A 25,977-nucleotide genomic window follows, 5' to 3' on the forward strand; every position below is an offset into this window, starting at 1 on the left:
TTTAAAATTCCAGTCCACCAATTAATTTAATATCTTTTTTATAATTATTAATTGCGAGGATAGTTAGTTTTAGAGCTTCAACAACAGTTGATAGCTCCATAAAAGGAGTTGATTTTTTATTTAAAACCTGTTCTCTTATATAAGGAATATGTATAAATCCCCCTTTTGTATTAAGATTATTTTTTTCTATATAATAAAGAAGAGAATACATAATATGATTACACACAAAAGTTCCAGCAGTATTTGAAATAGAGCCAGGGATATTATTTTCATTAATAGTTTTTAAAATTCCTTTGATTGGCAGAGAGGAAAAGTAAGCAGTTTTTCCATCTTCAAAAATAGTGTTATCAATTGGTTGAAATCCTGAATTATCAGGAATACGAGCATCATCAATATTTATAGCTACTCTTTCAATGGAGAAATCATATCTACCACCAGCTTGTCCAATACATAAAACAAAATCAGGAGAAATATTTTTTATATTTTCAAATAGAACTTCAGTTGATTTTTTAAACTCAGTTGGAAGTTGTAATTTAATAATTTCAATATCTTTTAATTTATCTGGAAGTTGTTTAACAGCTTCCCAAGATGGATTTATTTTTTCATTGTTAAATGGATCAAAACCAGTTATAAGAATTTTCATAATCAAATCTCCTTTTAATTAATTTTTTATTATTATAATTTAAAAAAATAAAAAAATCTACTGTAAAAAAACTTATTTTATAGAAGGAAAAATAGAAAAGTGATATAATTAAAAAAATTAAAATTATAGGAGGATCGAGAGATGGAAATAAAAGAGTTAGCTAAAAAATACAAAGATTATGTTATTAATCTAAGAAGAGAATTTCATCAAATACCTGAACCAAGTATGGAAGAGTATGAAACTTCTAAAAAGATAAAAGAAGAATTAAAAAAATTAGGAATAAAATATAAAGAGGTAGGAAAAACAGGAGTAGTTGCAACAATAGACGGAAAAAATCAGAATAAAAAAATAGCTTTAAGAGCTGATATGGATGCTTTACAAGTAAAAGAATGTACAGGGGTGGAATATTCATCTAAAAATTGTGGAATGATGCACGCTTGTGGACACGATGGACATATATCTATGTTATTAGGAGCAGCTAAAATTCTTAATGAGATAAAAGAACAGTTGAATGGAAGTGTTAAATTGTATTTTCAACCAGGAGAAGAATTAGGAGTAGGAGCTAAAAGTATATTAAAAGAAGAGCCATTAAAAGATAATGTAGATGGATGTTTTGCAATACATTTATGGGCAGATATACCAGTTGGAAAAATTTCAGTTGATGCAGGTCCAAGAATGGCATCAGCAGATGTAATAAAAATAAGAATAAAAGGAAAAGGGGGACACGGATCTTTACCACAACAAGCTATTGACTCTGTATTAGTTGGTTCAGCTGTTGTAATGAATTTACAATCAATAGTTAGTAGAGAGATGAATCCAGTAGACTCAGGAGTCATAACAATAGGATCTTTTCATTCGGGAACAAAGTTTAATGTAATAGCTAATGAGGCAATCTTAGAGGGAACAGTTCGTACTTTTAGTAAGGAAACACAAAATAAGATAGAAGATTCTATAAAAAGAATAGTAAAGTTAACTTGTGAAACATATAGGGCAGAGGGAGAGGTAGAATATTCTCGTAGAATTAATCCAGTAATAAATGATGAAACTTGTTCAAAAATTGCTGAAAAATCAGTTGAAAAATTATTAGGAAAAGATGGAATTACAAAATTTGAAAAAATGACAGCAGCAGAAGATTTCTGTTATTTTATGGATGAAGTTCCAGGAGTATTAGCTTTTGTAGGAATAAAAAATCCAGAAAAAAATGCTAATTATCCACATCATCACGAAAAATTTAATATGGATGAGGATGCATTAGAGTATGGAATGGGACTTTATGCACAATATGCAGTAGACTTTTTAAATAATTAAAAAAATACCCTATCTAATGACAGATAGGGTATAATTTTTTATTCAACGGTAACAGATTTTGCTAAATTTCTAGGTTTATCTACATCTATTCCTTTTGCGATGGAAGTATAATAAGCTAGAAGTTGTAATGGGATTATTGATAAAAATCCTGAGAAAAGATCATTGCATTTAGGGATCCCAATAAAATTGTCAGAAACCTCTTCTAAGTTTTTTTCATTATTAAAACCAACAGTTATAATATTTGCTCCCCTAGCTTTGACCTCTTTGATATTTGAAATAGATTTTTCAATAAGTTCTTGTTGGGTTGCAATAACCACAACAGGAGTATCTTTTTCTATAAGAGCAATAGTTCCATGTTTTAATTCCCCTGATGCAAAAGCTTCTGTGTGAATATATGAAACTTCTTTTATTTTTAGAGAACCCTCAACAGCAATCTTGTAATCAAGTCCTCTACCAATATAAAATCCATTTTTCTTATTCTTTAGAAGATTAGCGATATTTTTTATTTCATTTGAATTTTTAAGAATAGAATCAATTTTTTCACTCATATTTTTAATTTCTGAAATATATTCTAAATATTTTTCTTTAGAGATAGTATTTTTTATTTCAGCAATATAAAGAGCTAGAAGATAAAAAATTGTAATTTGAGTGATATACGCCTTTGTAGAGGCCACTGCAATTTCAGGACCTGCTAAGGTATATATAACTTTATCTGCTTCTCTTGAAATAGTAGAACCAACCACATTAGTAATTGCAATAGTCATAGCTTTTTTACGCTTTGCTTCTTTTAGGGCAGCTAAGGTATCAGAAGTTTCACCCGATTGACTTACAAAAATAACCAAAGTATTTTCATCTATAAATGGATCTGAATAACGAAATTCAGAAGCAATGTCAGTAGAAGAATCTAATTTTGCTATTTTTTGAAGTGCAAATTGTCCTTGAAGTCCAGCGTGATAAGCAGTACCACAAGCTATAATATAGATTTTATTAATTTTTTTAATATCTTCAAAAGTTAAAACATCAGAGAAGTCAGCTCTTCCATTTAAAACTCTTTTATTAAAAGTATCCTCTATAACTTGAGGTTGCTCAAAAATCTCTTTTAACATAAAGTGTGGGAATCCGCCTTTAGTTGCTTGTTCAAGTGTCCACTCAATATGTTTTCTTTCTCTATGAACAAGATTGTTAGCTTTGTCAAAAATTTCAATTTCACCTTTTTTTAAAAGAGCAATATCCCCATCTTCAAGATAGTAAACCTCTTTTGTATATTCTAAAAGAGCTGAAACATCAGAAGCAATAAAGTTTTCATTTTCACCAATACCAATCACAAGAGGGCTGTGCTCTCTAGCACAAATAAGTTCATCTGGATGATCTTTATGAAGAACTCCGATAGCATAGCTTCCTTTAATTTTTTTTAGGGCTTTTTTAACTGTGTTTAGTATATTTCCATCATACATATCTTGAATTAATTGGGAAATTACTTCGGTATCTGTTTCAGAAGAAAAAATAAATCCTTTTTCTTCTAAATCTTTTTTTAAAGATTGATAGTTTTCAATAATTCCATTATGGACAACAGCCACAGATTTATCCATACTATAATGAGGGTGAGAGTTTGTATCAGAAGGGACTCCGTGAGTAGCCCATCTAGTATGTCCTATACCAATTTCTGATGAAAGATCTTTTCCCTCAACACTATCAATAAGATTTTGTATTCTACCAACTTTTTTTTCGACAATTATTTCCCCCTTTGAAATAAGAGCCATTCCAGAAGAATCATATCCTCTGTACTCTAAAGTTTGAAGTCCTTGTAAAATAACTTTCTTAGTATTTCTTTGACCTATATAGCCAACAATTCCACACATAAATAAACCTCCTAATATTCTTTTTTCAATGTTCAAAGTTTACTATGAGAATTGTTGCTTAAACTATTTTGTCCTATAAGTCACCTTATAGTTTTGTAGAGTTTCTTAGGTTGCAACCACCTCTGAAGTACCCGCCGAAATTTCGAATGTCTTCAGTCCTCGTCAACTTAATTAAGTTCTGGCGCTTTCTTTATTTTTAAAACTCATAGTTATTTAAGAATATCATAAATTTTCTAACTAAGCAATAAAAAAATTATTGTTTTGTTAAAAATATAAAAAAAACTATTGTGTATAAAGGATTATATACACAATAGTTATTAAAGTTTTCTTTATAAAATTATTTAACAGCTATAAGTTCTATTTCAACTTTAACATCTTTAGGAAGTCTAGCAACTTCAACACAAGCCCTAGCTGGTTTTACATCTCCTAAATACTCAGCATAAACTTCGTTGATAGCTCCAAAGTCATCCATATTTTTTATAAAGCAAGTTGCTTTTACAACATCTTTAAAAGAGTATCCAGCTTCATCTAAGATAGCTTTTAAGTTTTCTAAAGATTGTCTAGTTTGTTCTTTAACATCGTCAGACACTAAAGTCATAGTCTCAGGAACAAAAGGGATTTGTCCAGAAATATATAAAGTTCCATTTACTTCAATAGCTTGAGAGTATGGTCCTAAAGCTGCAGGAGCTTTTGGAGTGTTAATTATTCTTTTCATTATAAGGCCTCCTAAAATTTTATTTTAAAATAATAATTGTAAAATATAATTTTACAACATTTCTAAATAGATAATACCATATTATACAAGAAAAATAAAGGAAAATCACTTTATCTTGATAAAAAAAATAAGAAATGTTATAATTCAAATAAAAAATAGAAAAAGGAAAAATATATGAAAAAGTTTATAATAGAGCCAGAGTATAGTAATTTAAAAGTCGGTGAATATTTAAAAGAGATAAAAGGATATTCTACAAGAAACTTAAGAAATGCAGATGTGTATCTGAATGGAAAAAAAGTTAAATTGGATAAAAAAATTAAAAAATTAAATAGACTTGTGGTTGTTGAAAAGGAAAAGGGGACTAATATAGTTCCAATACCAATGGATTTAGATATAGTATTTGAGGATAAAAATTTATTAATAGTAAATAAACCTCCTCATTTGGTGGTTCATCCAACACAAAAAAAAGTTGATAAGACTTTGGCAAATGGAATAGTGGATTATTTCTTAAAAACAACAGGGAAAACAGTTGTTCCAAGATTTTATAATAGATTAGATATGGATACTTCTGGGCTAATTGTAATAACTAAAAATGCTTTTACTCAAGCTTTTTTACAAGATAAAGCTAAGGTAAAAAAATATTATCAAGCAATAGTTGACGGGATAGTTGAAAAAGATGAATTTTATATAGAAAAACCAATAGGACGTGTTGGAGAAAATATAAAAAGAGAGGAACTTTCAGTAGAAGAGGGGGGACAAGAGGCAAAAACTCTAGTAAAAGTTTTAAAAAGATATGAAGAAAAAAATATTTCTTTGATAGAATTAGAACTTTTTACAGGTAGAACACATCAAATAAGAGTACATATGTCTTTAGAAGGACACCCAATAGTAGGGGATTCTTTATATGGACCAGAGGAACAACCAGTACCAAGACAATTTTTACATGCTTATAAATTAATTATAAAAAATCCAGAAACTTTAGAGGATATGACATTAGAAATACCTTTACCTAAAGATATGGAAGACTTTTTAAGTGTCAAATAATAACCAAAAAAATGATCAATTTTAATCTATGATAAAATTGACAAAAAAGAGAGAAATACGTATAATAAGCATATAGGCACAAGAGAAGTGAAAAAATAATTAATTATAATATAAAGTTAAAGATTCAAGGAGGAATTTTAAATGGCAGTTAAAGTAGCAATTAATGGATTCGGAAGAATAGGAAGATTAGCATTAAGATTAATGGTTCAAAACCCTGAGTTTGATGTAGTAGCAATCAACGACTTAACAGATGCTCACATGTTAGCTCACTTATTCAAATATGACTCAGCACAAGGAAGATTCGACGGAACTATCGAAGTTAAAGAAGATGCTTTCTTAGTTAACGGAAAAGAAATAAAAGTATTTGCACAAGCAGATCCTGCAAACTTACCTTGGGGACAATTAGGTGTAGACGTAGTATTAGAGTGTACTGGATTCTTCACTAAAAAAGAAAAAGCAGAAGCTCATATCCAAGCAGGAGCTAAAAAAGTAGTTATTTCTGCACCAGCTACTGGAGATTTAAAAACAATAGTTTACAACGTAAACGACAATATATTAGATGGAACTGAAACAGTTATATCAGGAGCTTCTTGTACAACTAACTGTTTAGCACCAATGGCTAAAGCATTAAACGATAACTTTGGAATCGTTGAGGGATTAATGACAACTATCCATGCTTATACAAATGACCAAAATACATTAGATGGACCACACAAAAAAGGAGACTTAAGAAGAGCTAGAGCTGCTGCTGCTAACATCGTTCCTAACACAACAGGAGCTGCAAAAGCAATTGGATTAGTTATCCCTGAATTAAAAGGAAAATTAGATGGAGCTGCTCAAAGAGTACCAGTAATAACTGGATCAATAACTGAATTAGTAACAATTCTTGAAAAACCAGTTACTGTAGAAGAAGTAAATGCTGCTATGAAAGCTGCTGCAACTGAATCTTTTGGATATACAGAAGAGCAATTAGTATCTAGCGACATCGTTGGAATCAACTTCGGATCATTATTTGATGCAACTCAAACAAGAGTAATGACAGTTGGAGACAAACAATTAGTTAAAACTGTAGCTTGGTATGACAACGAAATGTCTTACACTTCTCAATTAATCAGAACTCTTAAAAAATTCGTTGAATTATCTAAATAATTCTACTTTTGAGAAGCAATAAAATAAATACAAAAGAATAACGGAACCTTAAGGGTTCCGTTTTTTATAAGATAAATTATCGAAATAGTTAATTAGGAGGACTAAAATGGCTAAAAAAATCGTAACAGATTTAAACGTAAGAGATAAAAAAGTTCTTATGAGAGTGGACTTTAACGTTCCAATGAAAGATGGAAAAATAACTAATGATAATAGAATAGTTGCTGCATTACCAACTATAAAATATGTATTAGAAAATGGTGGAAAAGTAATAGCTTTCTCTCACTTAGGAAAAGTAAAAACAGAAGAGGATTTAAAAACTAAATCAATAAGACCAGCTGCTGAAAGATTAGCAGAACTTTTAGGAAAAGAAGTTAAATTTGTTCCAGCTACAAGAGGAGCAGAATTAGAAGAAGCAATAGCTAACCTAAAATCTGGAGAAATCATGATGTTTGAAAACACAAGATTTGAAGATTTAGATGGTAAAAAAGAATCTAAGAACGATCCTGAATTAGGAAAATACTGGGCATCTTTAGGAGATTTATTTGTTAATGATGCTTTTGGTACAGCTCACAGAGCTCACGCATCTAATATCGGAATCGCTGCTAACATTGGAGAAGGAAAATCTGCTGCAGGATTCTTAATGGAAAAAGAAATAAAATTCATAGGAGAAGCAGTTGACGCTCCAGTTAGACCTTTAGTTGCTATTTTAGGAGGAGCTAAAGTTTCTGATAAAATAGGAGTTATCGAAAACTTATTAGTTAAAGCTGACAAAGTTTTAGTTGGTGGAGCTATGATGTTCACATTCTTAAGAGCTTTAGGAAAAAATACAGGAACTTCTTTAGTTGAAGAAGATAAAATAGAATTAGCAAAAGCATTATTAGAAAAATCTAATGGAAAATTAATACTTCCAATAGATACAGTAGTTGCTGCTAAATTTGATAATGATGCACCTCATACAACAGTTTCTGTTGATGAAATACCAGCTGACCAAATGGGATTAGACGTTGGAGCTGCTACAATAGAATTATTTGCAAAAGAAATAGCTGCTGCTAAAACAGTAGTATGGAATGGACCAATGGGTGTATTCGAAATGCCTAACTATGCAAAAGGAACTATTGGAGTATGTGAAGCAATAGCTAACTTAAAAGATGCTACAACAATAATTGGAGGAGGAGACTCAGCAGCTGCAGCAATGCAATTAGGATATGCTGATAAATTTACTCACATCTCTACAGGTGGAGGAGCTTCTCTAGAATACTTAGAAGGAAAAGAATTACCAGGAGTAGTTTCAATTTCTGATAAATAATTTTAGCCAATACAACTCAATAATATAAATAAAGATCCCTGTGAAAACGGGGGTTTTTATTTTTTTGCAAAAAATAAAAAAGGCTGGAATAAAAATCCAGCACTTAAAGACTATTTTGTAAATTCTACTAATTCCTCTTTAGATAAAAGGCCAACAGATTTTTTAACAACTTCTCCATTTTTGAATAGAAGTAAAGTAGGAATACTCATTACTCTGAATTGAGAAGCAAGTTCAGGTTGCTCATCAACATTTATTTTTCCAACTTTAATATTTTTATTTTCATTAGCAAATTCTTCTAAGATAGGTCCTAGTGCTTTACAAGGTCCACACCAAGTTGCCCAGAAATCAACTAAAACTAAATCTTGACTATTTAAAACTTCTTCATTAAAACTTTCTTTTGTTATATTAAGCATACAAATCACTCCTTATTAAATTTATTTTTTATATATAGATAACCCAACTAAGACACATCCATTTATAAAAGGATAATCTTTTTCTTTAAGGTAATCAATTAATTCTTCACTTTCAGCCCCTGGTTGAATAACAATATTTTTAAAAGATTTTTTACATTCTTTCATAAGACGAAGTCCCTCTTTTGAGTTAATACAAAGGACAATAACATCAATATCTTCATCAATATCATTTAAAGACTTTAATTCTTTTCCAACTGAAAAAACTTTATAATTATTTTCTAACAATCTATTTTTAATAATACAAGCATATTTTTTTTCATTTAATGTATCACCAACAACAGCAAAACTATTTTCTTTCATTGTATTTTCTAAATCCAACCTAAGCCCCCTTTCTTGATTTTCTATATTAATTATATTATAATAGAATTAAAAAGTATGTTGTTTTTACAACAAAAATAGGAGAAATATATGAAAAAATTTTTAAATATTATAAAAAAGTCAGAACTTTTTGCAAATCTTACTGAAGAAGAGATAGAAATATTATTTAATTGTTTAAAAGTCAGTGTAAGAGATTACGAGAAAGGGGAGTATATTTTTAATTCAGGGGAAAAAGAGCAAGAGATAGGGCTTGTTTTATCAGGAAAAGTTTATATTATAAATGAAGATTATTGGGGAAATAGAAATATACTTTTTGATGTGGGAGAAAGTCAAATTTTTGGAGAGGCTTTTAGTTGTGCCCAATCAATTTTACCTGTGAGTGTGGTAGCAGTTCAAAAATCTAAGATAATGTTTATAGAATTTAGAAGAATTATAAAAATTTGTTCTTTTTCAGCCTCAGTGAGAGAGGTTTTGATAAATAATCTTTTGGTTATTCTTTCAAAAAATAATATAAATTTAACTTCTAAGATAGAACATATGTCTAAAAGAAGTACTAGAGAAAAAATTCTTTCTTATCTTTCAGAACAAGCAAAAATTTTTAAAAGTTCAGAATTTTCAATACCTTTTAACAGACAACAACTAGCAGATTACCTTTGTATAGATAGGAGTGCAATGTCAAATGAATTATCAAAACTAAAAAGGGATGGTATAATAGATTATGAAAAGGAAAAATTTCAATTATTCTGTAATGAAAATCAAAATTTATAAATAAAATAAAAAAAATATTGTTTTTTTTGATAAATTTTAGTAAAATGTAACGTAAAAAATTTTTACTTGAGATTAAAAAAAATTATGCAAATAGTAAAAGGAATAAATAAAATTTAAGCCTTTATTCTGTATAAAGAGTTTTTTAATGGAGTAAAATTATTGATTAAATAGTAAAAATTATTAAAATGTCAGAGTTGGTAATTTAGTTAATATGCAGAAGAAATTAAATTCTGTGGTAGATATTTTAATAAAAAATATTTAAGTTAGATGAGGAGGAAAAAATAAATGAGATCTAAATACGTAAGTCCCCTAAATACAAGATACGCTAGTAAAGAGATGAGTTACTTATTTTCACAAGATTTTAAATTTAAAACTTGGCGTAAATTATGGATAGCCTTAGCAGAAACAGAAAGAGAGTTAGGGCTTAATATCACTGAAGAACAAATTCAACAGATGAAAGAGTTTCAAGATAATATAAACTATGAGGTGGCAGAAGCCAGAGAAAAAGAGGTTCGTCACGATGTAATGAGCCATGTTTATGCTTATGGAATGCAGGCAAAATTAGCTATGCCGATAATACATTTAGGAGCTACAAGTTGTTATGTTGGAGATAATACAGATATAATTATAATGACAGAAGCTATGAAACTTGTAAAAAAAGAGTTAATTAATGTTATTAATGAATTATCAAAGTTTGCAATGGAGTATAAAGATTTACCAACTTTAGGGTTTACTCATTTTCAACCAGCACAAACAACAACAGTAGGTAAAAGAGCAAGTCTATGGTTACAAGATTTAATAATGGATTTAGAAGATTTAGATCATCAAATTTCTAAAGCTAAATTACTAGGATCTAAGGGAACTACAGGAACTCAAGCTAGTTTTCTAGAACTTTTTGATGGAGATCATGAAAAAGTAAAAAAAATAGATGGAATGATAGCTAAGAAAATGGGATTTGAAAATTCTTTTGCAGTATCAGGACAAACTTATCCAAGAAAATTAGACAGCCAAATATTAAATATATTAAGTCAAATAGCTCAAAGCGCTTTTAAATTTAGTAACGATATAAGATTACTTCAACATTTAAAAGAGATAGAAGAACCTTTTGAAAAAAATCAAATTGGATCTTCAGCAATGGCTTATAAAAGAAATCCAATGAGAAGCGAACGTATAGGTTCTTTAGCTCGTTATGTAATAGCCGATGCTATAAACCCAGCAATAACTGCGTCAACTCAATGGTTTGAAAGAACACTTGATGATTCAGCAAATAAAAGAATAAGTATTCCAGAGGCATTTCTTTGTGTAGATGCAATTTTATCACTATATAGAAATGTTGTGGACGGACTTGTAGTTTATCCAAAAGTTATAGAGCAACATTTAAATAGTGAACTACCTTTTATGGCAACTGAAAATATAATGATGGATGCTGTAAAAAAAGGTGGAGATAGACAAGAATTACACGAAAAAATAAGAGTACACTCAATGGATGCTGGTCGTGTAGTAAAAGTTGAAGGAAAGGCAAATGATTTATTAGAAAGAATAGCAAATGATAAATCTTTTGGTTTAACTTTAGAAGAGCTACAATCAATAATGGATGCTAAGAACTTTGTAGGACGTGCACCTCAACAAACAGAGGAATTTATTGAGAATATAGTAAAACCTATATTAGAGGAGAATAAAGAATTATTAGATAATTCAGAGGTAAGCATACAGGTGTAATTGACTAAAAATATTTTTTAGAGTACAATATAACGTAAAACAAAAATTTAAAGGAGGAATAAATATGGTAAAAGCTATTGTTGGAGCTTGTTGGGGAGACGAAGGAAAAGGGAAGATAACAGATATGTTAGCTTCAGATGCAGATATAGTTATACGTTTTCAAGGTGGAAGTAATGCAGGACACACAATAATAAATGATTATGGAAAGTTTGCACTTCACCAAATGCCAAGTGGGGTTTTTAATGAAAATACTGTAAATATAATAGGACCTGGTGTGGCATTTAATATTCCATACTTTATAAAAGAGATGAACTATTTAAAAGAAAATGGGATAAAAAATCCAAAAGTTTTAATTTCAGATAGAGTTCAATTATTAATGCCTTATCATATATTACTAGATACATATGAGGAAGCAAGATTAGCTGATAAAAAATTTGGTTCTACAAAATCAGGAATAGCACCTTTTTATTCAGATAAATATGCAAAGACAGGAATTCAAATTTGTGATTTATTTAATGAAGAAATTTTAAGAGAGAGAATTGAATCTGCTTGTGAAATAAAAAATATTTTAATAGAGCACCTATATCATCAAGAAAAATTAGATCCTAAAAAGATTTTTGATGAGGTTATAGGATATAGAGATTTAATAGCACCTTATATAGTAAATACAACAGAATTTTTAAATAAAGCATTAAAAGAAGGAAAAAATATTTTACTAGAGGGACAGTTAGGAGCTTTAAAAGATCCAGATCACGGAATTTATCCAATGACAACTTCTTCATCTACATTAGCAGGATTTGGAGCTATTGGAGCAGGATTACCAGCACATTCAATAACTAAAGTTTATACAGTTGCTAAAGCATATTCTTCAGCTGTTGGAGAAGGAGCTTTTGTAAGTGAGATTTTTGGTGATGAAGCTCAAGACTTACGTCTTCGTGGAGGAGATGCAGGAGAGTTTGGAGCAACAACAGGAAGACCAAGAAGAATGGGATGGTTTGACTGTGTAGCTACTCGTTATGGATGTATGTTACAAGGGACAACAGATGTAGCATTTACAGCAATAGATGTATTAGGATATTTAGATGAGATCCCTGTATGTGTTGGTTATGAAATAGATGGAAAAGTTACAAAAGAATTTCCAGTAACACCATTATTAGAAAAAGCAAAACCTGTTTATGAAGTTTTACCTGGATGGAAATCTGATATAAGAGGTATAACAAAATACGAGGATCTACCAGAGAATGCTAGAAATTATGTAGAATTTATTGAAAAGGAATTAGGATTCCCTATTACAATAGTTTCTAATGGTCCAAAAAGAAATGAAATAATATTCAGATAAAATAAAAAGACCTTTGTAGGTCTTTCAGACTGTAGACAAAATAAATTTGTTTACAGTCTTTTTTATTTTTCAAAAAGTTCAAATCTATATTTTTGAGTTATTTCAGGATATTTATTTTTATCAACTTCTGAAACAAACATCTCATATGGTCTGGCAAAAATTCCAAAATCACCATAAAGAGCTTGATAGATCACTAATTTTTCTTTTGTTTCTGTGTGAGTTGCAATATATAAAACTTTATAGAAATTTCCTTTGAAATGTTTATATATTTTATCAGTTAGAATTTCTCTCATGATTTCTCCTTTGATTATTAAATAAAGACCTAACTTTTTTGTTAGGTCTTTTAAAATACTAGATATTGTATTTTTCAATCATTCTCTTCATTCTAGCAATAGTTCTTTCTTTTCCTATTATAAAGATTAGATTGTATAGGTCAGCACCTTTAGGTTCTCCAGTTAATACAGCTCTTAGAGGCATATAAACTTTTGCAGGTCCTTCACCGATTTCTTCTAATGTATCAGTAAGAAGTTTTTTAGCATCTTCTAAAGGAATGTCTTCAGTTGGATAGTTTTCTATTTTTTCTAAGAATAATTTAATAGATTTTTTTCCAGTTTCATCTGCAATAGCATTGTGAAGTCTTTCGATTCCTTTTCTTTCTTTTTTATCCATATCTTCAGTAACAACTGGTAACTCATATTCATCTTTAAAGTAAACAGCAGATTCATCAGCTATTTCTTTTAAAGTATGAGCGTGTTCTCTTATGATTTCAACTATTCTTTCTAAAGCTACCATTTCTTTATCAGAAACTTCTTCTCCAACAAATCCATTTGCTCTAAAGAATGGAATAGTCATTTCAGTTAACTCTTTAAGATCTTTTAATCTCATGTGTTGATTGTTTATCCATCCAAGTTTTACTAAGTCGAATACAGGTCCTCCAAGAGAAACATTGTCGATATTGAAGTTATCTTTAAATTCATCAAAAGTGAATATTTCTTTTCCTTCACCAAAAGAGTAAGCCATTAATCCAAGGAAGTTTAATAGTCCTTCTTTTAGATATCCATTATCTCTATACCAGTTTAAAGAAACAGGATTTTTTCTCTTAGATATTTTTGTTCTATCGCTATTTCTTAATAGAGGCATATGGATAAATTCAGGTTGATCCCATCCAAATGCTTTATAAAGTTGGATATGTTTAGGAGTAGAAGAGATCCATTCTTCAGCTCTTATAACAGTAGTGATTCCCATTAGGTGGTCATCAACAACGTTAGCAAGGTGGTATGTAGGGAAACCATCAGCTTTTAATAAAACTTGGTCATCTATTTTACTGTTTTCAAAAACGATATCTCCTCTTAATCTATCATGGATAACTGTTTCACCTTCATAAGGCATTTTAAGTCTGATAACATATGGTTCTCCAGCAGCTATTTTAGCTTCGATTTCTTCTTTAGAAAGACTTCTACAATGTCCATCATATCCAGGAGCTTTTTTCATAGCTTTTTGTCTTTCTCTTAGGTTGTCTAATCTTTCTGGAGTACAGAAACAATAATAAGCTTCACCTTTTTCAACTAATTGTTTAGCATAGTCAGCATAGATACCAAATCTTTCAGATTGTCTATAAGGACCAAATTCTCCACCAACATCGGGACCTTCAGCCCAGTTTAATCCAAGCCATCTAAGACTTTCGAATATCATATTTTCAGAACCTGGAGTATATCTGTTTTGGTCAGTATCCTCGATTCTTAAAATAAAATCTCCACCATGTTTATGAGCAAAAGCTATATTAAACATAGCTATATAGGCAGTACCTACGTGTGGGTCTCCTGTAGGAGAAGGAGCTACCCTAGTTCTAATTCTTTTTTCCATTTTAAAAAAATCCTCCCTATTTATATTTTTTATACATAATGAGTTTATCATATTTTTTATAATTTTAAAAGTTAATTATTAAAAAACTTTTATTTTTTACTCCATCTTAAATAGCTATTTATGAATTGATCAATATCTCCATCCATAACAGCTCTAATATTTCCAGACTCACAGTTTGTTCTATGATCTTTTACCATAGTATAAGGTTGGAAAACATAAGATCTAATTTGATTTCCCCAACCGATATCAGACTGCTCCCCTTGAATTTTTTTCATCTCTTCCTCTTTCTTTTTGATTTCTAAATCAAGAAGTTTAGCTTGTAAAACTTTCATAGCTTTTTCTCTATTTAAAAGTTGAGAGCGTTCTTGTTGACAAGTGGTAATGATACCAGTAGGCAAGTGAGTAATTCTAACAGCTGAGTCAGTCATATTAACATGTTGTCCCCCAGCTCCTCCAGCTCTATAAGTATCTATTTTTAAATCTTCAGGTCTTATATTTATCTCTATTTCATTATCAACTTCAGGTAGAACATCAACAGATGCAAAAGATGTATGACGTTTTTTATTAGCATCAAAAGGGGAGATTCTAACAAGTCTATGAACTCCCTTTTCACATTTTAGATAACCATAAGCAAAAGTTCCTTCTACTAATAATGTGATAGATTTTATACCAACAGAATCTCCAGCCATAAAATCAAGTTGACTTACTTTATATTTTTTTTCATTAAACCAACGAGAATACATTCTGTATAGCATATCTACCCAGTCACAAGCTTCAGTACCACCTGCACCAGAGTGGATAGTTATAATGGCATTATTATTATCATATTTTCCATCTAATAAAAGTTTAGTGTCTAGAATATCTATCTCTTGAGTTAAAGATTTGTGTTTTTCTTCGAGCTCATTAATAAAATCCTCTTCTCCCATATCAATAAATTCAATTAAAATTTCCTCATCGTGATAAAGAGATTCAAGTTTTTTAAACTCATCAACAAAATCTTTGTTTTCATTAAGATTTTTTATAATACTTTGGCTATAATTTTTGTCATTCCAAAATCCTTCTTGAGTAGTTTTTTCTTCAAGAGATTTTATAGTTTCCAATCTTTCTTCATACTTAATAGTCTTTTTTATATCTGCAATCTTATTTTTATAAGTTTGAAATTCTCTTTTTAACTCTAAAATATCAATACTCATATATTAAAAATTACCTCCTTCAAAAATTATAGCTACTGCTGTGGCATACTCTTTACAATGAGAAATTGAAATATCTACAAAATATTTATCATTGTAAGATTTGATACTATTTTTAAAAATAACAAAAGGTTTTCCAAGCTCGTCATTTAATATTTCAATATCTGTCAATGAAAAATCTCTAAACCCTGTTCTAAGACCTTTAGAAATTGCTTCTTTTGCTGAAAATCTTCCAGCAAAAAATTCTGCTCTTTTTCCTTTTGATTCAAATAATTTTATTTCATTTTCAGTGAAAACTTTTTTTATAAAATTTTCTTTTTGTATAGCTTTTTCAATTCTTTTTATCTCTATAATATCATTTCCAATTCCAAAAAATTTCATATCAGTTAAACAATCCCATATATTTTTTTTGCATTTTCATTTGTTATTCTTAAAACTTCTTCAACAGGAAGATTTTTGATCTCAGCTATTTTTTCAACAACATATCTAACAAATAGAGGTTCATTTCTCTTTCCTCTAAAAGGAGTAGGTGTAAGATATGGAGAATCTGTTTCAATAACAATTCTAGAAATATCAATTTTATTGACAAAATCAACAGTTTTTTTAGAGTTTTTAAAAGTTAAAACTCCCCCAACACCAAAATAATAATTTTTAGGGACATTCATAGCACTTTCAATGCTACCAGGATAGCAGTGGAATATACCTTTTACATTTGGAAACTCTTTTAATATTTCAAGAGTATCAGCCATAGCATCTCTAGAGTGGATCACAACAGGAAGATTTAATTTTTCTGCTAGTCTCATCTGTCTTTTGAATCCTTCTATTTGCACCTCTTTTTCATCTTCCATCCAATAATAATCAAGACCTATCTCACCAATAGCAACCACTTTTTCATTTTTAGCAAGCTCAATAAGTTTTTGTTCAGCTTCATCGCTATATTCAGAAATTGAAGTAGGATGAAATCCTATTACTGCATATACAAAAGGATATTTTTTACTATATTCAACACTTGTTTCAGAGGAAGTCATATCAAAACCAATATTAGCTACAAATTCCATATTTTCTTCTATTCTTTTAAAAAGTTCCTCTCTATCATCATTGAATTTTTCATCATCAAGATGACAATGAGTATCAATAAATTTCATAATTAATTAGTCCTTTCTTTCAAAAAAATTTTTTAATTTAATATATATTTTACCTTAATTTTCTATTAAAATCTAGTACTTTTATAAAAATATATTAAATAAAAGGTAAATTTTAATAAATAATAAAATTAAAATTGATTACTAGAGCTTACCTTTTAAATATTAAGAAAAGGATTAATTTCTAGAAAATAGAAATCAACCCTTTTGATAAATTTTTAATATATTATTTTCTTAAAGCTTTTCAATTTTTATTTTAGGAAGTATTTCTTCTAAAACTTCTTGATCAATACTACCTGTTTTATCCATCATTGCATTTGTAGTACCACAAGCAATACCTAATCTGAAACTATCTTCAAGAGATTTATTAACTGAAAGTCCATAAGCGATACCAGCGATAGTAGAATCACCAGAACCAACAGTATTTTTTATTTTTACAGGAGGGAAAGTTGCTTTGTAAACAACATCTTTATTGATTAATAAAGCTCCATCTCCACCTAATGTTATCATTACATTTTCAACACCACTATTAATAATTTCTTTAGCAGTATCAACAAGTTCGTTAACATTATTGAATTTTTTTCCTGTTATATCTTCTAATTCTTCTTGGTTAGGTTTTATTAAGAAAGGTTTTTCTTCAATACCTTTTACTAGAGATTCTCCACTAGTATCAAGAATAAATTTTATTCCTCTTTTATTAGCTTCAGCTATTAAAATATTGTAAGCATCTTTTCCGATACCTTTTAAAAGGCTTCCAGAACCACAAACAATATCAACTCCATTATCAAGAAGAGATGTGTATTTTTCTATGAATTTTTGATAGTCTTCAGGAGTTCCCTCAGCAGACTCAAGAAATTCAGTAACACCTTTGATATTATTATCTATAACAGCGATACAAGTTCTTGTTTCATAGTTAGTTTCTAAGAAATCATTTTTTATATTATCTAAATTAAGTTTTGAAAGAAAAAGTTTACCAGTGAAACCACCAACGATACCAGTTGCTAAAACATTTCCACCAAGTTGAGTAATAACTCTACTTACATTAATTCCTTTACCACCTGCATTTTTTTCAATGTATTTAGTTCTATTAACTTCACCAAGTCTCATATTTTCAACATTGTATCTAACATCTATTGCAGGGTTTAAAGTTACTGTTAATATATTACCCATTTTATGCTCTTCCTTCACTTCCACACATTAATATTTTTTCAATAGCAACTTTTTTCATAGCTTCTTTAGCTGGTCCGAAGTATTTTCTTGGGTCACTTTCGTTTGGTTTGTTGATTAAAACTTGTCTTAAAGTTTCAGCGAAAGGCATTTTTAACTCAGTAGCTATATTAACTTTTGTAATTCCTAATTCGATAGCTCTCTTAACTTGATCAGCTGGTACTCCAGATGCTCCGTGTAATACTAATGGTACATCTACAACTGCTCTTATTTCTGCTAATCTATCAAAGTCTAATTTAGGCTCTTCTTTGTATACTCCGTGAGCTGTTCCAATAGCAACTGCAAGAGAGTCGATTCCTGTTCTTTCAACATATTCTTTAGCTTGAGCTGGGTTAGTGTATTTGCTGTCTTTGTCATCTCTTACTAAGTCATCTTCTTGACCTCCAAGGATTCCAAGTTCTCCTTCAACTGTTACGTCGAATCTGTGAGCATAGTCTACAACTTTTTTAACCATAGCTACGTTTTCTTCAAAATCTAAGTGAGAAGCGTCGATCATAGCTGATTTAGTACCAATTTGAATAGCGTTAACTATTTCATCATAACTTTCGTGGTGGTCTAAGTGCATAGCGATAGGGATGTCATATTTTTCAGAACAGATTTCTACTAATTTGATGAAGAATTCTGGTCCTGCATATTTCATTGTTCCTGGAGTAGCTGCAACGATGATTGGAGATCTTAATTCAGCTGCTGCTTCTACTACTGTTTGGATTGTTTCCATGTTATGAACGTTAAATGCTGGTACAGCATATTTACCTTTTTGTGCATCTAATAATAATTTTTTTGTTGATACTAACATATATCCTCCTAAGTTTTTGAAAATTTTATATTATAATTTTATTATTTATTGTATTCGTGAATTATTACACCTTTAACAACTCTGTTAACTTCTCCTGTAGGACAAGGATTGTCTGGATTGATTCCTAGGCTAGCAGATTTAACAAGAGAGATTAATTGTCCACATACTAAGTAAGAAAGAGATGCAAATACATCTTCAATTTCTCCTAATTTTTCATCAGCAAATGAGAAGTAGAAATCAGCATTAGCTTTAACTTCTTCATCGTGGATTGTGTCAAGAACGATTATTTTTTTCTTTCCACCTTCGTTTTTGAATTCTTTTAATAGGTCTAATTCATAAATTCTTGTATACTCATTGTTTGACATCATACATACGATAGCTGTTTTGTCATTTACTATTGATTTAGGTCCATGTCTGAATCCTAAGAAAGTATTGTAGAAAGATGCTAATTTTCCACCTGTTAATTCAAGAACTTTTAAAGAAACTTCTTCAGCTAATCCTTTTCCAGCTCCATCTCCAAGGTAAACTATTCTTTCGATATCAAGAGCAGCGATTTGCTCAGCATTAGCAAGTATGTTTTCGATATTTCTGTCTACTAAGTTAGCAACATAAGTTACTCTTTCTGCCATTCCTTCAAAATCTTTTCTTAAAAGAATAAGAACTCCAGCAACTACCATAGAAGAGAAACTTCCAGTCATTGCAAATCCTTTGTCATTAGTTCTTTCAGGCATTAATAAAAGGAATTTATTGTTTCCAGTTTTTGATATTTGAGCTAATTTTCCTTCAGCGTTACAAGTGATGAAGATGTGGTGAATATTTTTTACTAATTTATCAGCTATTTCTACTGCTGCAACACTCTCAGGAGAGTTTCCAGATCTAGCACAAGATACAAGGATTGTAGCTGTATTTTCATCTAAGTATTGCTCAGGCATAGATACGATATCAGTAGTAGGTATAGAAACTACATCTATATCAACTTTGCTGTTTACATAAGAGCAAAGAGTATTTCCAACAAATTCAGAAGAACCTGCTCCTGTGAAAACTACTTTAACTTTCTCAGCGTCTATTTTTTCTATGAAATTTCCAATAGCTTCAAGATTTTCTCTAACTATTTCAATCTCTTCTTTCCATATACTAGGTTGTTGAATTATTTCTTTCCATGTTACACAATCTTTAAAATTCATAATTACACTCCTTTATTTTTTATTTTAAATTATTTTATTATTAAAGCTGCTGCTCCTTTTATTCCTGCTTCCTCTTCTAAAGTTCCAAAAGCAAATTTTAGATTTTCAACAGTCATATTAAGGGCATATTTAGGAAGATGTTTTTTAACACCATCCAATAAAGTATTTCCTGCTTTAGAAACACCACCAGAGAAGATTACTAACTCAGGATTAACTATATTAAGTAAAGTTCCAAGACCTTTAGCTAAATATTGACAGAAAAAGTCAACGATACTCATTGAGAAAGGATCTCCCTCTTTTGCAAGTTCAAATATATCTCTTGCTTCAAGATTATCAAGATTTCCATTAATTCTTCTATAAAGAGCATTATCTTGATTCTCTTTTAATCTTCTTACCCCTTCTCTAACTATTCCAGTTGCAGAACAATAAGTTTCAAGACAACCAGTTAGTCCACAACCACATTTATAACCATCTTCATTAACAACTATGTGTCCAAATTCACCAGCTGCTCCATCAGCACCATCTAAGATAGTACCATTAATAATAATACCAGCAGCTATTCCAGTTCCTATAGCGATATTGATACTATTTTTATATCCTTTTCCAGCTCCGAAAAGCATCTCTCCAAGAGCTATAACCTTAACATCATTACCAACTTTTACAGGTTTACCAGATACTTTTTCCATTAACTCTTTTGCTGGGAAGTTATTTCCCCAAGAAAAGTTTGCAGCTATTTTAACAACAGAATTATTTACAACAGGTCCAGGGATTCCCATTCCAATTGCCTCAATGTCATTTTCAGCTATATTAAGCTCTTTAGCTAACTCTTTAGTTGTATCCCATATTCTATTAAAAGTAGTTTCGGCACCATTTTTAGAATTAGTTTTTATACTTTTTTTTCCAAGAATTTCTCCTGATTCGTTTAAAATACCAATCTCTACATTTGTACCACCGATATCAATTCCTACAAAATAAGGCATATTTCCTCCTCTTATTTTTTGTTATGTTGTCCGTACCAATTTATTTTTTAAAAACTAGACACTTTTTCAAGTGTCTATATTTTAATCTTCAGCAAGCTCTACTTCAAATTCAAATCTATCTCCTCTAACAAAACTTACTGTATACTCAATGATTTCAATACCAGTGTATGTCCATCTTTGTAGTTTCATAATAGGACTATGAACTGGAATATTTAAAATCTCTGATATCTTTTCATCAGAACTAAGAACAGAAAATCTTTCAAGAGCTTTTGTAAAATTTATATTATATCTATTTTGAATGATATCATATAATGGATTTTTTATCAAATCTTTTTTTGAAAGATCTGGAAATTTTTTTACAGGAAGATATGTTTTTTCATACATAACAGATTCTGAATCAGCTATCCTAAGTCTTATCAATTCAAATACCTCGTCATCAGGACTTATATTTAATTCTTTGGCAATAATTTCATTTGAGATTATTTTTCTAAAAAATAAAATTTTTGATTCAGGAGTTTTTCCCTGTTTTTTAATTTCTTCAGTAAAACTATAAAATTTTAAAAGTTTTTGTTTTATAGTTCGAGAAGAAACAAATGTTCCGCAACCTTGTATTTTATAGATATATCCTTTTTTTTCAAGATATGATATAGCTTGCCTTACGGTTGCTCTACTGATATTATATTTTTCACAATATTCTCTCTCAGTAAGGATTCTATCATTTTCTTTTAAATTTTTATTTTTAATCTCATCAATTATTAATTTAGCCAGTTGATAATAAAGAGGGCTTTTAGAATCTACCAATAACATTTCTCTCTCCTATAATATTTTTAAGTATATTATAGAATATAGCATTATTAACAAAAATTATCAAGCTTTTTATATTTCATCTATTATTCTATAAAGCCAATTTGCAAGTGGATCTTTTATTTTAACCATTTCATCATATAGTTCATTTAACATTTCTTTTTTGATATCAGCATACTTAGGATCATAGAATAAGTTATTCATTTCACCTTTATCGTTTTTAACATCATAAAGTTCACCAACATCAGTAGCGTTAAATACTATTTTATAGTCATCTCTTCTCCACATTCTTTGTTCAAAGAATACAAAGTGTCCAGCAAGTTGTCCTAAGATTCCTTTTCTTCCATTATTTTTATTTTCCCTTGTGATTGGAAGTAAGCTTTCTCCATCAAAGAAATCAGGAATTTCTTTTCCAGCTACATCATAACAAGTAGAAGTTAAATCATGAAGGTAAACAAAGTTATCATTTTCAGTTCCTTTGATAATAGATCTAGGATCTTTTACTATCATAGGGATTCTATATGTTGTATCAAACATAAATTCACCCTTTTCAATTAATCTATGAGCACCCATAGCATCTCCATGGTCAGCACTGATAGCTAAGAATAAACTTTCATATAATCCTTCTTCTTTAAGGAATTTAACAAATTCTCCAATAGCATCATCTATAAGAGTAATATATCCCCAGAATTTACAAATTATTTCTTTCCATTTTTCTTCAGGTGCTTCCCAAACTCCCCACATTTTAGCAATATCTCTATAATGAAGAGGTTTTCCATTCATAGGATTGTAGAAACTTTCATCTAAGTTAACATCTTCAGGTTTGTACATTGAATAGTATGGTTCAGGTACAACACAAGGAGTATGAGGTCCCCAGAAGTTCATCCAAATGAAGAATGGTTTATTGTTCTTTTTAGCTTCTAGTACAGCTTTTTTAGCTTCAGAAACAACAAAGAAAGGTAAAGTAGCTTCTTTAGTTCCACTTAAAAGTCCACAAAGTTCTTGTACTCTTAGATGAGGATTTTCTCCAAAATAACTGTTAGTTACTTCAGGAATATCAAATCCATTTTCAGCTAGCCATTCAGCATATCTTGGTTCTTGCTTAGGTCCTTGATCAAATACAAGATTTTTGTAAACTTTACTTCCTGGGTATCCATAACCATCAAAGTTGTGTCCTTTAAATCCGAAATCTCTAGGTAAAACAGTTTTTCCAACATGCCACTTTCCGATTAGATAGTTATCATAATCGTTCATTCCAGAGATGATATTTGGATTGTCAAGTTTAGGATCTCCCTCTCCACCTTTTTCACTATTTCTCATAAGTTCGTGGTTGCTAGGCATTTGTCCTGTAAAAAGTGAAGTTCTTGCAGGTCCACAAACAGATGCTGGTGTGAAAGCATTTGTAAACTTAATTCCATCAGCAGCAATAGCGTCCATGTTTGGTGTTTTTACGATTTTGTGACCATAAGTACCTAACATGTCAAGTCTTACTTGGTCTAATAGTATGTATACTATATTGTTGTTCATTAATGTTACTCCTTTTTTATTAAAAAATTTAAACAAATAGAAGTAGAAAATAAAGTCATAAGACTTCATTCTCTACTTAACTAAATTTAATATATAAAATTATTAATTTTGTTTACTTCTCTTTGTAGCTTTTATTAAAGCTAATAAAACTACTGTTAAAACAGCAAAAATAATTGTTATTTTTCCAAGTCCATTTCCACCAGCTAAACCTATTGGAGAAAGTACAGCATATAGATAGAATAGACCCATAACTAATATAGTAGAAAATTCTCTAGCATATTTCCATTCAGTTAAATCAACATTTGATTTATTTTTAGCAGAAGGGATATATTCTTTTTCTCTTTTGAAGATACATCCTAAGATAAACATAGTGATAACGTCGAATACAAATAAACTACCCATTACATGAACAAAGTTTACTTTTACTTTGAATACCCATACTAAAGAGAAGTATAAGATAATGTGTAAAAGAACAGTTATTCTAGCAGCTTTACCAGATATAGTTCTATTTAAGAATCCAACAGCAACTAAAGCAACGATTGGAATATTGAAGAATCCAGCAAATCTTTTTAGTAATAGGAATAATCCACCAGTTCCATATTGTAATAATGGAGCTATAATCATAGAGATTATTGCAATTAAAGTTCCAACAATTTTAGCTATCTTAATTAACTCTTCGTCAGAAATCTCTTTTTTTAACATAGGTCTGTATATGTCGTAGCAGAATAATGTAGCAGCACTATTAACAAAAGAGTTAAATGTACTTAAAATTGCTCCAAACAAACAAGCTGTAAAGAATCCTAATAAAGGTTTAGGTAAAACTTTAGAAACAAGTGTTGGATAAGCAAGGTCAATATTTTTTAGTCCATCTCCAAATATATGGAAAGAAACAAGACCAGGAAGGTTTAACATTATAGGAAGAAGTAATAAGAATACTCCAGCATATAAAATTCCCTTTTGTCCTTCTGCAAGACTCTTAGCTGCAAGAGATCTTTGAATAATTGCTTGGTTTGTTGTCCAATAGAAGAAGTTTACTATTAAGATACCAGTAAAGATTGTTGTCCAAGGAACAGGATCACTAACTGCTCCCCAAGCATTTAATTTATCAACATGAGTAGTTGTAATTATTTCAACACCTTTCATCATACTTCCACTACCTAAATATTTAAGAGCGAAGAAAGGAATCATAGCTCCACCAATTATAAGAGCAAATCCATTTAAAGTATCTGATACAGCAACAGCTTTTAATCCACCAAAGATAGCATATATACCACCAATGATACCAATAACCCATACAACTCCCCAAAGAGCTACATTAAAACTTACTCCAAACATTGCCTCAACGTCAAAGATTTGAGTGAATGCAATAGCTCCAGAATATAGAGCTCCAGGAATCATAACAAAAGTATAAGCTATTAAGAATAAAAGAGACATAATTTGTCTAGTTTGTCTATCATATCTTTCTTCGAAAAATTCTGGGATTGTTGTAAATCCACCTTTTAAATATTTTGGAAGTAAAAATAAAGCAAGAACACATAAAGGTATTACTGATTGGACAGTCCAAGCAATAATAGAAAAGTTACTTGCATAAGAAGAAGCATTTACTCCAACTAGCTGTTCAGTAGAAAGACTAGTAAGAACCATTGAGAAACCAATTACAGTAGCAGTAAGTCCTCTACCTGCAAGGAAATATCCTTTAGCACTACCATCTTCACCTTTGGTTTTAAGCCAAGAAACAAATGCAATTAAAGCTGTGATAAGAACGAATGTAAAAAATGTCATGATTGCCTCCTAAAGTTTGTTTTAATTATTATTAAAGAGAACCTTTGAAGTTTGTTGTATAAACAAATCTCTCTCCTTTAACAACTGATTCAGTATACTCTAATATTTTATTTCCACTGTAAACAAGTCTTTCTATTTTCATCCCCAAACACCCATCATTAATAGCGAGATATTTAGCTTCAGTTCCCTCTATTTTACAAGGATAAAACAACTCTTTTCCATAAATTTTTTTAATCCCATACTCTTTAGCGAGAATATCATATAATTTTTTAGATGTTAAATCAATTTTCTCAATTCCTTTTACAAGGGAGTGATTTAAATAAATAGTTTCATAGATAAGAGGTTCTGAATTACCATATCTTATCCAAACTAATTTAACAACTTTATCATTTTTTAAAAGATTCATTTTATCTTTTATATAACGATTCGGCTCTTTAAGTTTAAAAGACAATATTTTTGAAAGAGGAATTTTTCCAGAAGTTTTTGCATCATCATAAAATTTACTTATGTAAGAACGGTTTTGATAAATTTTAAGAGTGGTTACAAAGCTTCCCTTTCCTTGAACTCTGTAAATATAACCATTTTTTTCCAAATGATTTAGAGCCATTCTTACAACGGTTCTACTCAGATTATATTTTTTACAAATTTCATTCTCCGAAGGAAGTTTTTCGTTTTCTTTTATAATCCCCTTTTCAATACAATTTTTAATATTTTGTATAAGTTGTTGATATAAAGGTTCATTATTTTCTTTTGAGATTTCAAACATATTTTTCTCCATGGCTTAAAAAGATGTTCTTCTTGATTTTAGTATAATATGTATTTAAATAGTTGTCAATATTGA

25 protein-coding genes are annotated in these 25,977 nt (G+C 29.8%); 7 read left to right on the plus strand and 18 right to left on the minus strand.

All coding sequences use genetic code 11. The features are described 5' to 3' along the window. Position 1: 1 nt before the first annotated feature. Positions 2–646, minus strand: coding sequence for a pyroglutamyl-peptidase I (gene pcp / locus Q1J48_RS08125; protein WP_367181842.1), 645 nt, complete (start codon positions 644–646; stop codon positions 2–4). Positions 647–784: 138 nt separating this feature from the next. On the opposite strand from pcp, the gene Q1J48_RS08130 reads away from it, so the two are divergent. Next, the gene (locus Q1J48_RS08130) at positions 785–1,951 is read left to right on the plus strand and encodes a M20 family metallopeptidase (protein WP_300362556.1); all 1,167 of its coding nucleotides are present in this window, start codon (positions 785–787) and stop codon (positions 1,949–1,951) included. A 38-nt stretch (positions 1,952–1,989) separates the two neighbouring features. Here the strand turns inward: Q1J48_RS08130 and glmS are convergent, their stop codons facing one another. Then, a complete protein-coding gene (gene glmS, locus Q1J48_RS08135) occupies positions 1,990–3,810 on the minus strand; it encodes a glutamine--fructose-6-phosphate transaminase (isomerizing) (RefSeq protein WP_300362557.1) in 1,821 nt (606 codons plus the stop codon). A gap of 337 nt (positions 3,811–4,147) precedes the next feature. Next, positions 4,148–4,525: a RidA family protein gene (locus Q1J48_RS08140; protein ID WP_300331252.1), complete on the minus strand. Its 378-nt coding sequence runs from the start codon at positions 4,523–4,525 to the stop codon at positions 4,148–4,150. A gap of 174 nt (positions 4,526–4,699) precedes the next feature. On the opposite strand from Q1J48_RS08140, the gene Q1J48_RS08145 reads away from it, so the two are divergent. The 3 genes from Q1J48_RS08145 (at position 4,700) to Q1J48_RS08155 (ending at position 8,024) form a co-directional block, all read left to right on the plus strand. Then, positions 4,700–5,569, plus strand: a complete 870-nt coding sequence (locus Q1J48_RS08145; RefSeq protein WP_300331255.1) for an RluA family pseudouridine synthase — start codon at positions 4,700–4,702, stop codon at positions 5,567–5,569. A 141-nt stretch (positions 5,570–5,710) separates the two neighbouring features. Beyond that, positions 5,711–6,718, plus strand: a complete 1,008-nt coding sequence (gene gap / locus Q1J48_RS08150) for a type I glyceraldehyde-3-phosphate dehydrogenase (RefSeq protein WP_300331258.1) — start codon at positions 5,711–5,713, stop codon at positions 6,716–6,718. A 106-nt stretch (positions 6,719–6,824) separates the two neighbouring features. Next, entirely contained in the window at positions 6,825–8,024 is a 1,200-nt protein-coding gene (locus Q1J48_RS08155) for a phosphoglycerate kinase (protein WP_300331260.1), read from the plus strand. 110 nt (positions 8,025–8,134) lie between these two features. Here the strand turns inward: Q1J48_RS08155 and trxA are convergent, their stop codons facing one another. Continuing rightward, positions 8,135–8,437: a thioredoxin gene (trxA, locus tag Q1J48_RS08160; protein ID WP_498040977.1), complete on the minus strand. Its 303-nt coding sequence runs from the start codon at positions 8,435–8,437 to the stop codon at positions 8,135–8,137. A 21-nt stretch (positions 8,438–8,458) separates the two neighbouring features. Further along, on the minus strand, positions 8,459–8,815 hold the full coding sequence (locus tag Q1J48_RS08165) for a CoA-binding protein (RefSeq protein WP_300331263.1): 357 nt from the start codon (positions 8,813–8,815) through the stop codon (positions 8,459–8,461). A gap of 90 nt (positions 8,816–8,905) precedes the next feature. Between Q1J48_RS08165 and Q1J48_RS08170 the strand changes: the two genes are divergently transcribed. The 3 genes from Q1J48_RS08170 (at position 8,906) to Q1J48_RS08180 (ending at position 12,641) form a co-directional block, all read left to right on the plus strand. Continuing rightward, positions 8,906–9,583 (plus strand): Crp/Fnr family transcriptional regulator, encoded by a 678-nt coding sequence (locus Q1J48_RS08170; RefSeq protein ID WP_300331265.1) that lies wholly within the window; start codon positions 8,906–8,908, stop codon positions 9,581–9,583. Between the two features lie 285 nt (positions 9,584–9,868). Then, a complete protein-coding gene (gene purB, locus Q1J48_RS08175) occupies positions 9,869–11,302 on the plus strand; it encodes an adenylosuccinate lyase (RefSeq protein ID WP_300331299.1) in 1,434 nt (477 codons plus the stop codon). A gap of 64 nt (positions 11,303–11,366) precedes the next feature. Continuing rightward, the gene (locus Q1J48_RS08180; protein ID WP_300331301.1) at positions 11,367–12,641 is read left to right on the plus strand and encodes an adenylosuccinate synthase; all 1,275 of its coding nucleotides are present in this window, start codon (positions 11,367–11,369) and stop codon (positions 12,639–12,641) included. Positions 12,642–12,703: 62 nt separating this feature from the next. Here the strand turns inward: Q1J48_RS08180 and Q1J48_RS08185 are convergent, their stop codons facing one another. From Q1J48_RS08185 to Q1J48_RS08245, 13 genes are all read right to left on the minus strand, one after another. Then, positions 12,704–12,934: a DUF1653 domain-containing protein gene (locus Q1J48_RS08185; protein WP_300331304.1), complete on the minus strand. Its 231-nt coding sequence runs from the start codon at positions 12,932–12,934 to the stop codon at positions 12,704–12,706. Between the two features lie 58 nt (positions 12,935–12,992). Next, the gene (gene gltX, locus Q1J48_RS08190) at positions 12,993–14,504 is read right to left on the minus strand and encodes a glutamate--tRNA ligase (protein ID WP_300362558.1); all 1,512 of its coding nucleotides are present in this window, start codon (positions 14,502–14,504) and stop codon (positions 12,993–12,995) included. 89 nt (positions 14,505–14,593) lie between these two features. Further along, positions 14,594–15,691 carry a peptide chain release factor 2 gene (gene prfB, locus Q1J48_RS08195; protein ID WP_300362565.1) on the minus strand — a complete coding sequence of 366 codons (1,098 nt, stop codon included), beginning with the start codon at positions 15,689–15,691 and terminating at the stop codon, positions 14,594–14,596. A gap of 9 nt (positions 15,692–15,700) precedes the next feature. After that, positions 15,701–16,075 (minus strand): holo-ACP synthase, encoded by a 375-nt coding sequence (gene acpS / locus Q1J48_RS08200; RefSeq protein ID WP_300331310.1) that lies wholly within the window; start codon positions 16,073–16,075, stop codon positions 15,701–15,703. 5 nt (positions 16,076–16,080) lie between these two features. Next, entirely contained in the window at positions 16,081–16,839 is a 759-nt protein-coding gene (locus tag Q1J48_RS08205) for a TatD family hydrolase (protein WP_300331313.1), read from the minus strand. Positions 16,840–17,070: 231 nt separating this feature from the next. Continuing rightward, on the minus strand, positions 17,071–18,006 hold the full coding sequence (pfkB, locus tag Q1J48_RS08210; protein ID WP_300362559.1) for a 1-phosphofructokinase: 936 nt from the start codon (positions 18,004–18,006) through the stop codon (positions 17,071–17,073). Position 18,007: 1 nt separating this feature from the next. Then, on the minus strand, positions 18,008–18,859 hold the full coding sequence (locus tag Q1J48_RS08215) for a tagatose bisphosphate family class II aldolase (RefSeq protein WP_300331319.1): 852 nt from the start codon (positions 18,857–18,859) through the stop codon (positions 18,008–18,010). A gap of 41 nt (positions 18,860–18,900) precedes the next feature. Next, entirely contained in the window at positions 18,901–20,043 is a 1,143-nt protein-coding gene (locus Q1J48_RS08220; protein WP_300362560.1) for an SIS domain-containing protein, read from the minus strand. A 29-nt stretch (positions 20,044–20,072) separates the two neighbouring features. Further along, entirely contained in the window at positions 20,073–21,023 is a 951-nt protein-coding gene (locus tag Q1J48_RS08225; protein ID WP_300331324.1) for an ROK family protein, read from the minus strand. A gap of 81 nt (positions 21,024–21,104) precedes the next feature. Beyond that, a complete protein-coding gene (locus Q1J48_RS08230; RefSeq protein WP_300331326.1) occupies positions 21,105–21,830 on the minus strand; it encodes a GntR family transcriptional regulator in 726 nt (241 codons plus the stop codon). Between the two features lie 69 nt (positions 21,831–21,899). Continuing rightward, positions 21,900–23,354 (minus strand): sulfatase family protein, encoded by a 1,455-nt coding sequence (locus Q1J48_RS08235; RefSeq protein WP_300362561.1) that lies wholly within the window; start codon positions 23,352–23,354, stop codon positions 21,900–21,902. Positions 23,355–23,456: 102 nt separating this feature from the next. Then, positions 23,457–25,136 carry a solute:sodium symporter family transporter gene (locus Q1J48_RS08240; protein ID WP_300362562.1) on the minus strand — a complete coding sequence of 560 codons (1,680 nt, stop codon included), beginning with the start codon at positions 25,134–25,136 and terminating at the stop codon, positions 23,457–23,459. A 31-nt stretch (positions 25,137–25,167) separates the two neighbouring features. Further along, a complete protein-coding gene (locus Q1J48_RS08245) occupies positions 25,168–25,902 on the minus strand; it encodes a GntR family transcriptional regulator (protein WP_300362564.1) in 735 nt (244 codons plus the stop codon). Between the last annotated feature and the right edge of the window lie 75 nt (positions 25,903–25,977).

The sequence above is a fragment of the Fusobacterium sp. genome, assembly GCF_029258315.1.
In the GTDB taxonomy this organism is placed as follows: domain Bacteria; phylum Fusobacteriota; class Fusobacteriia; order Fusobacteriales; family Fusobacteriaceae; genus Fusobacterium_B.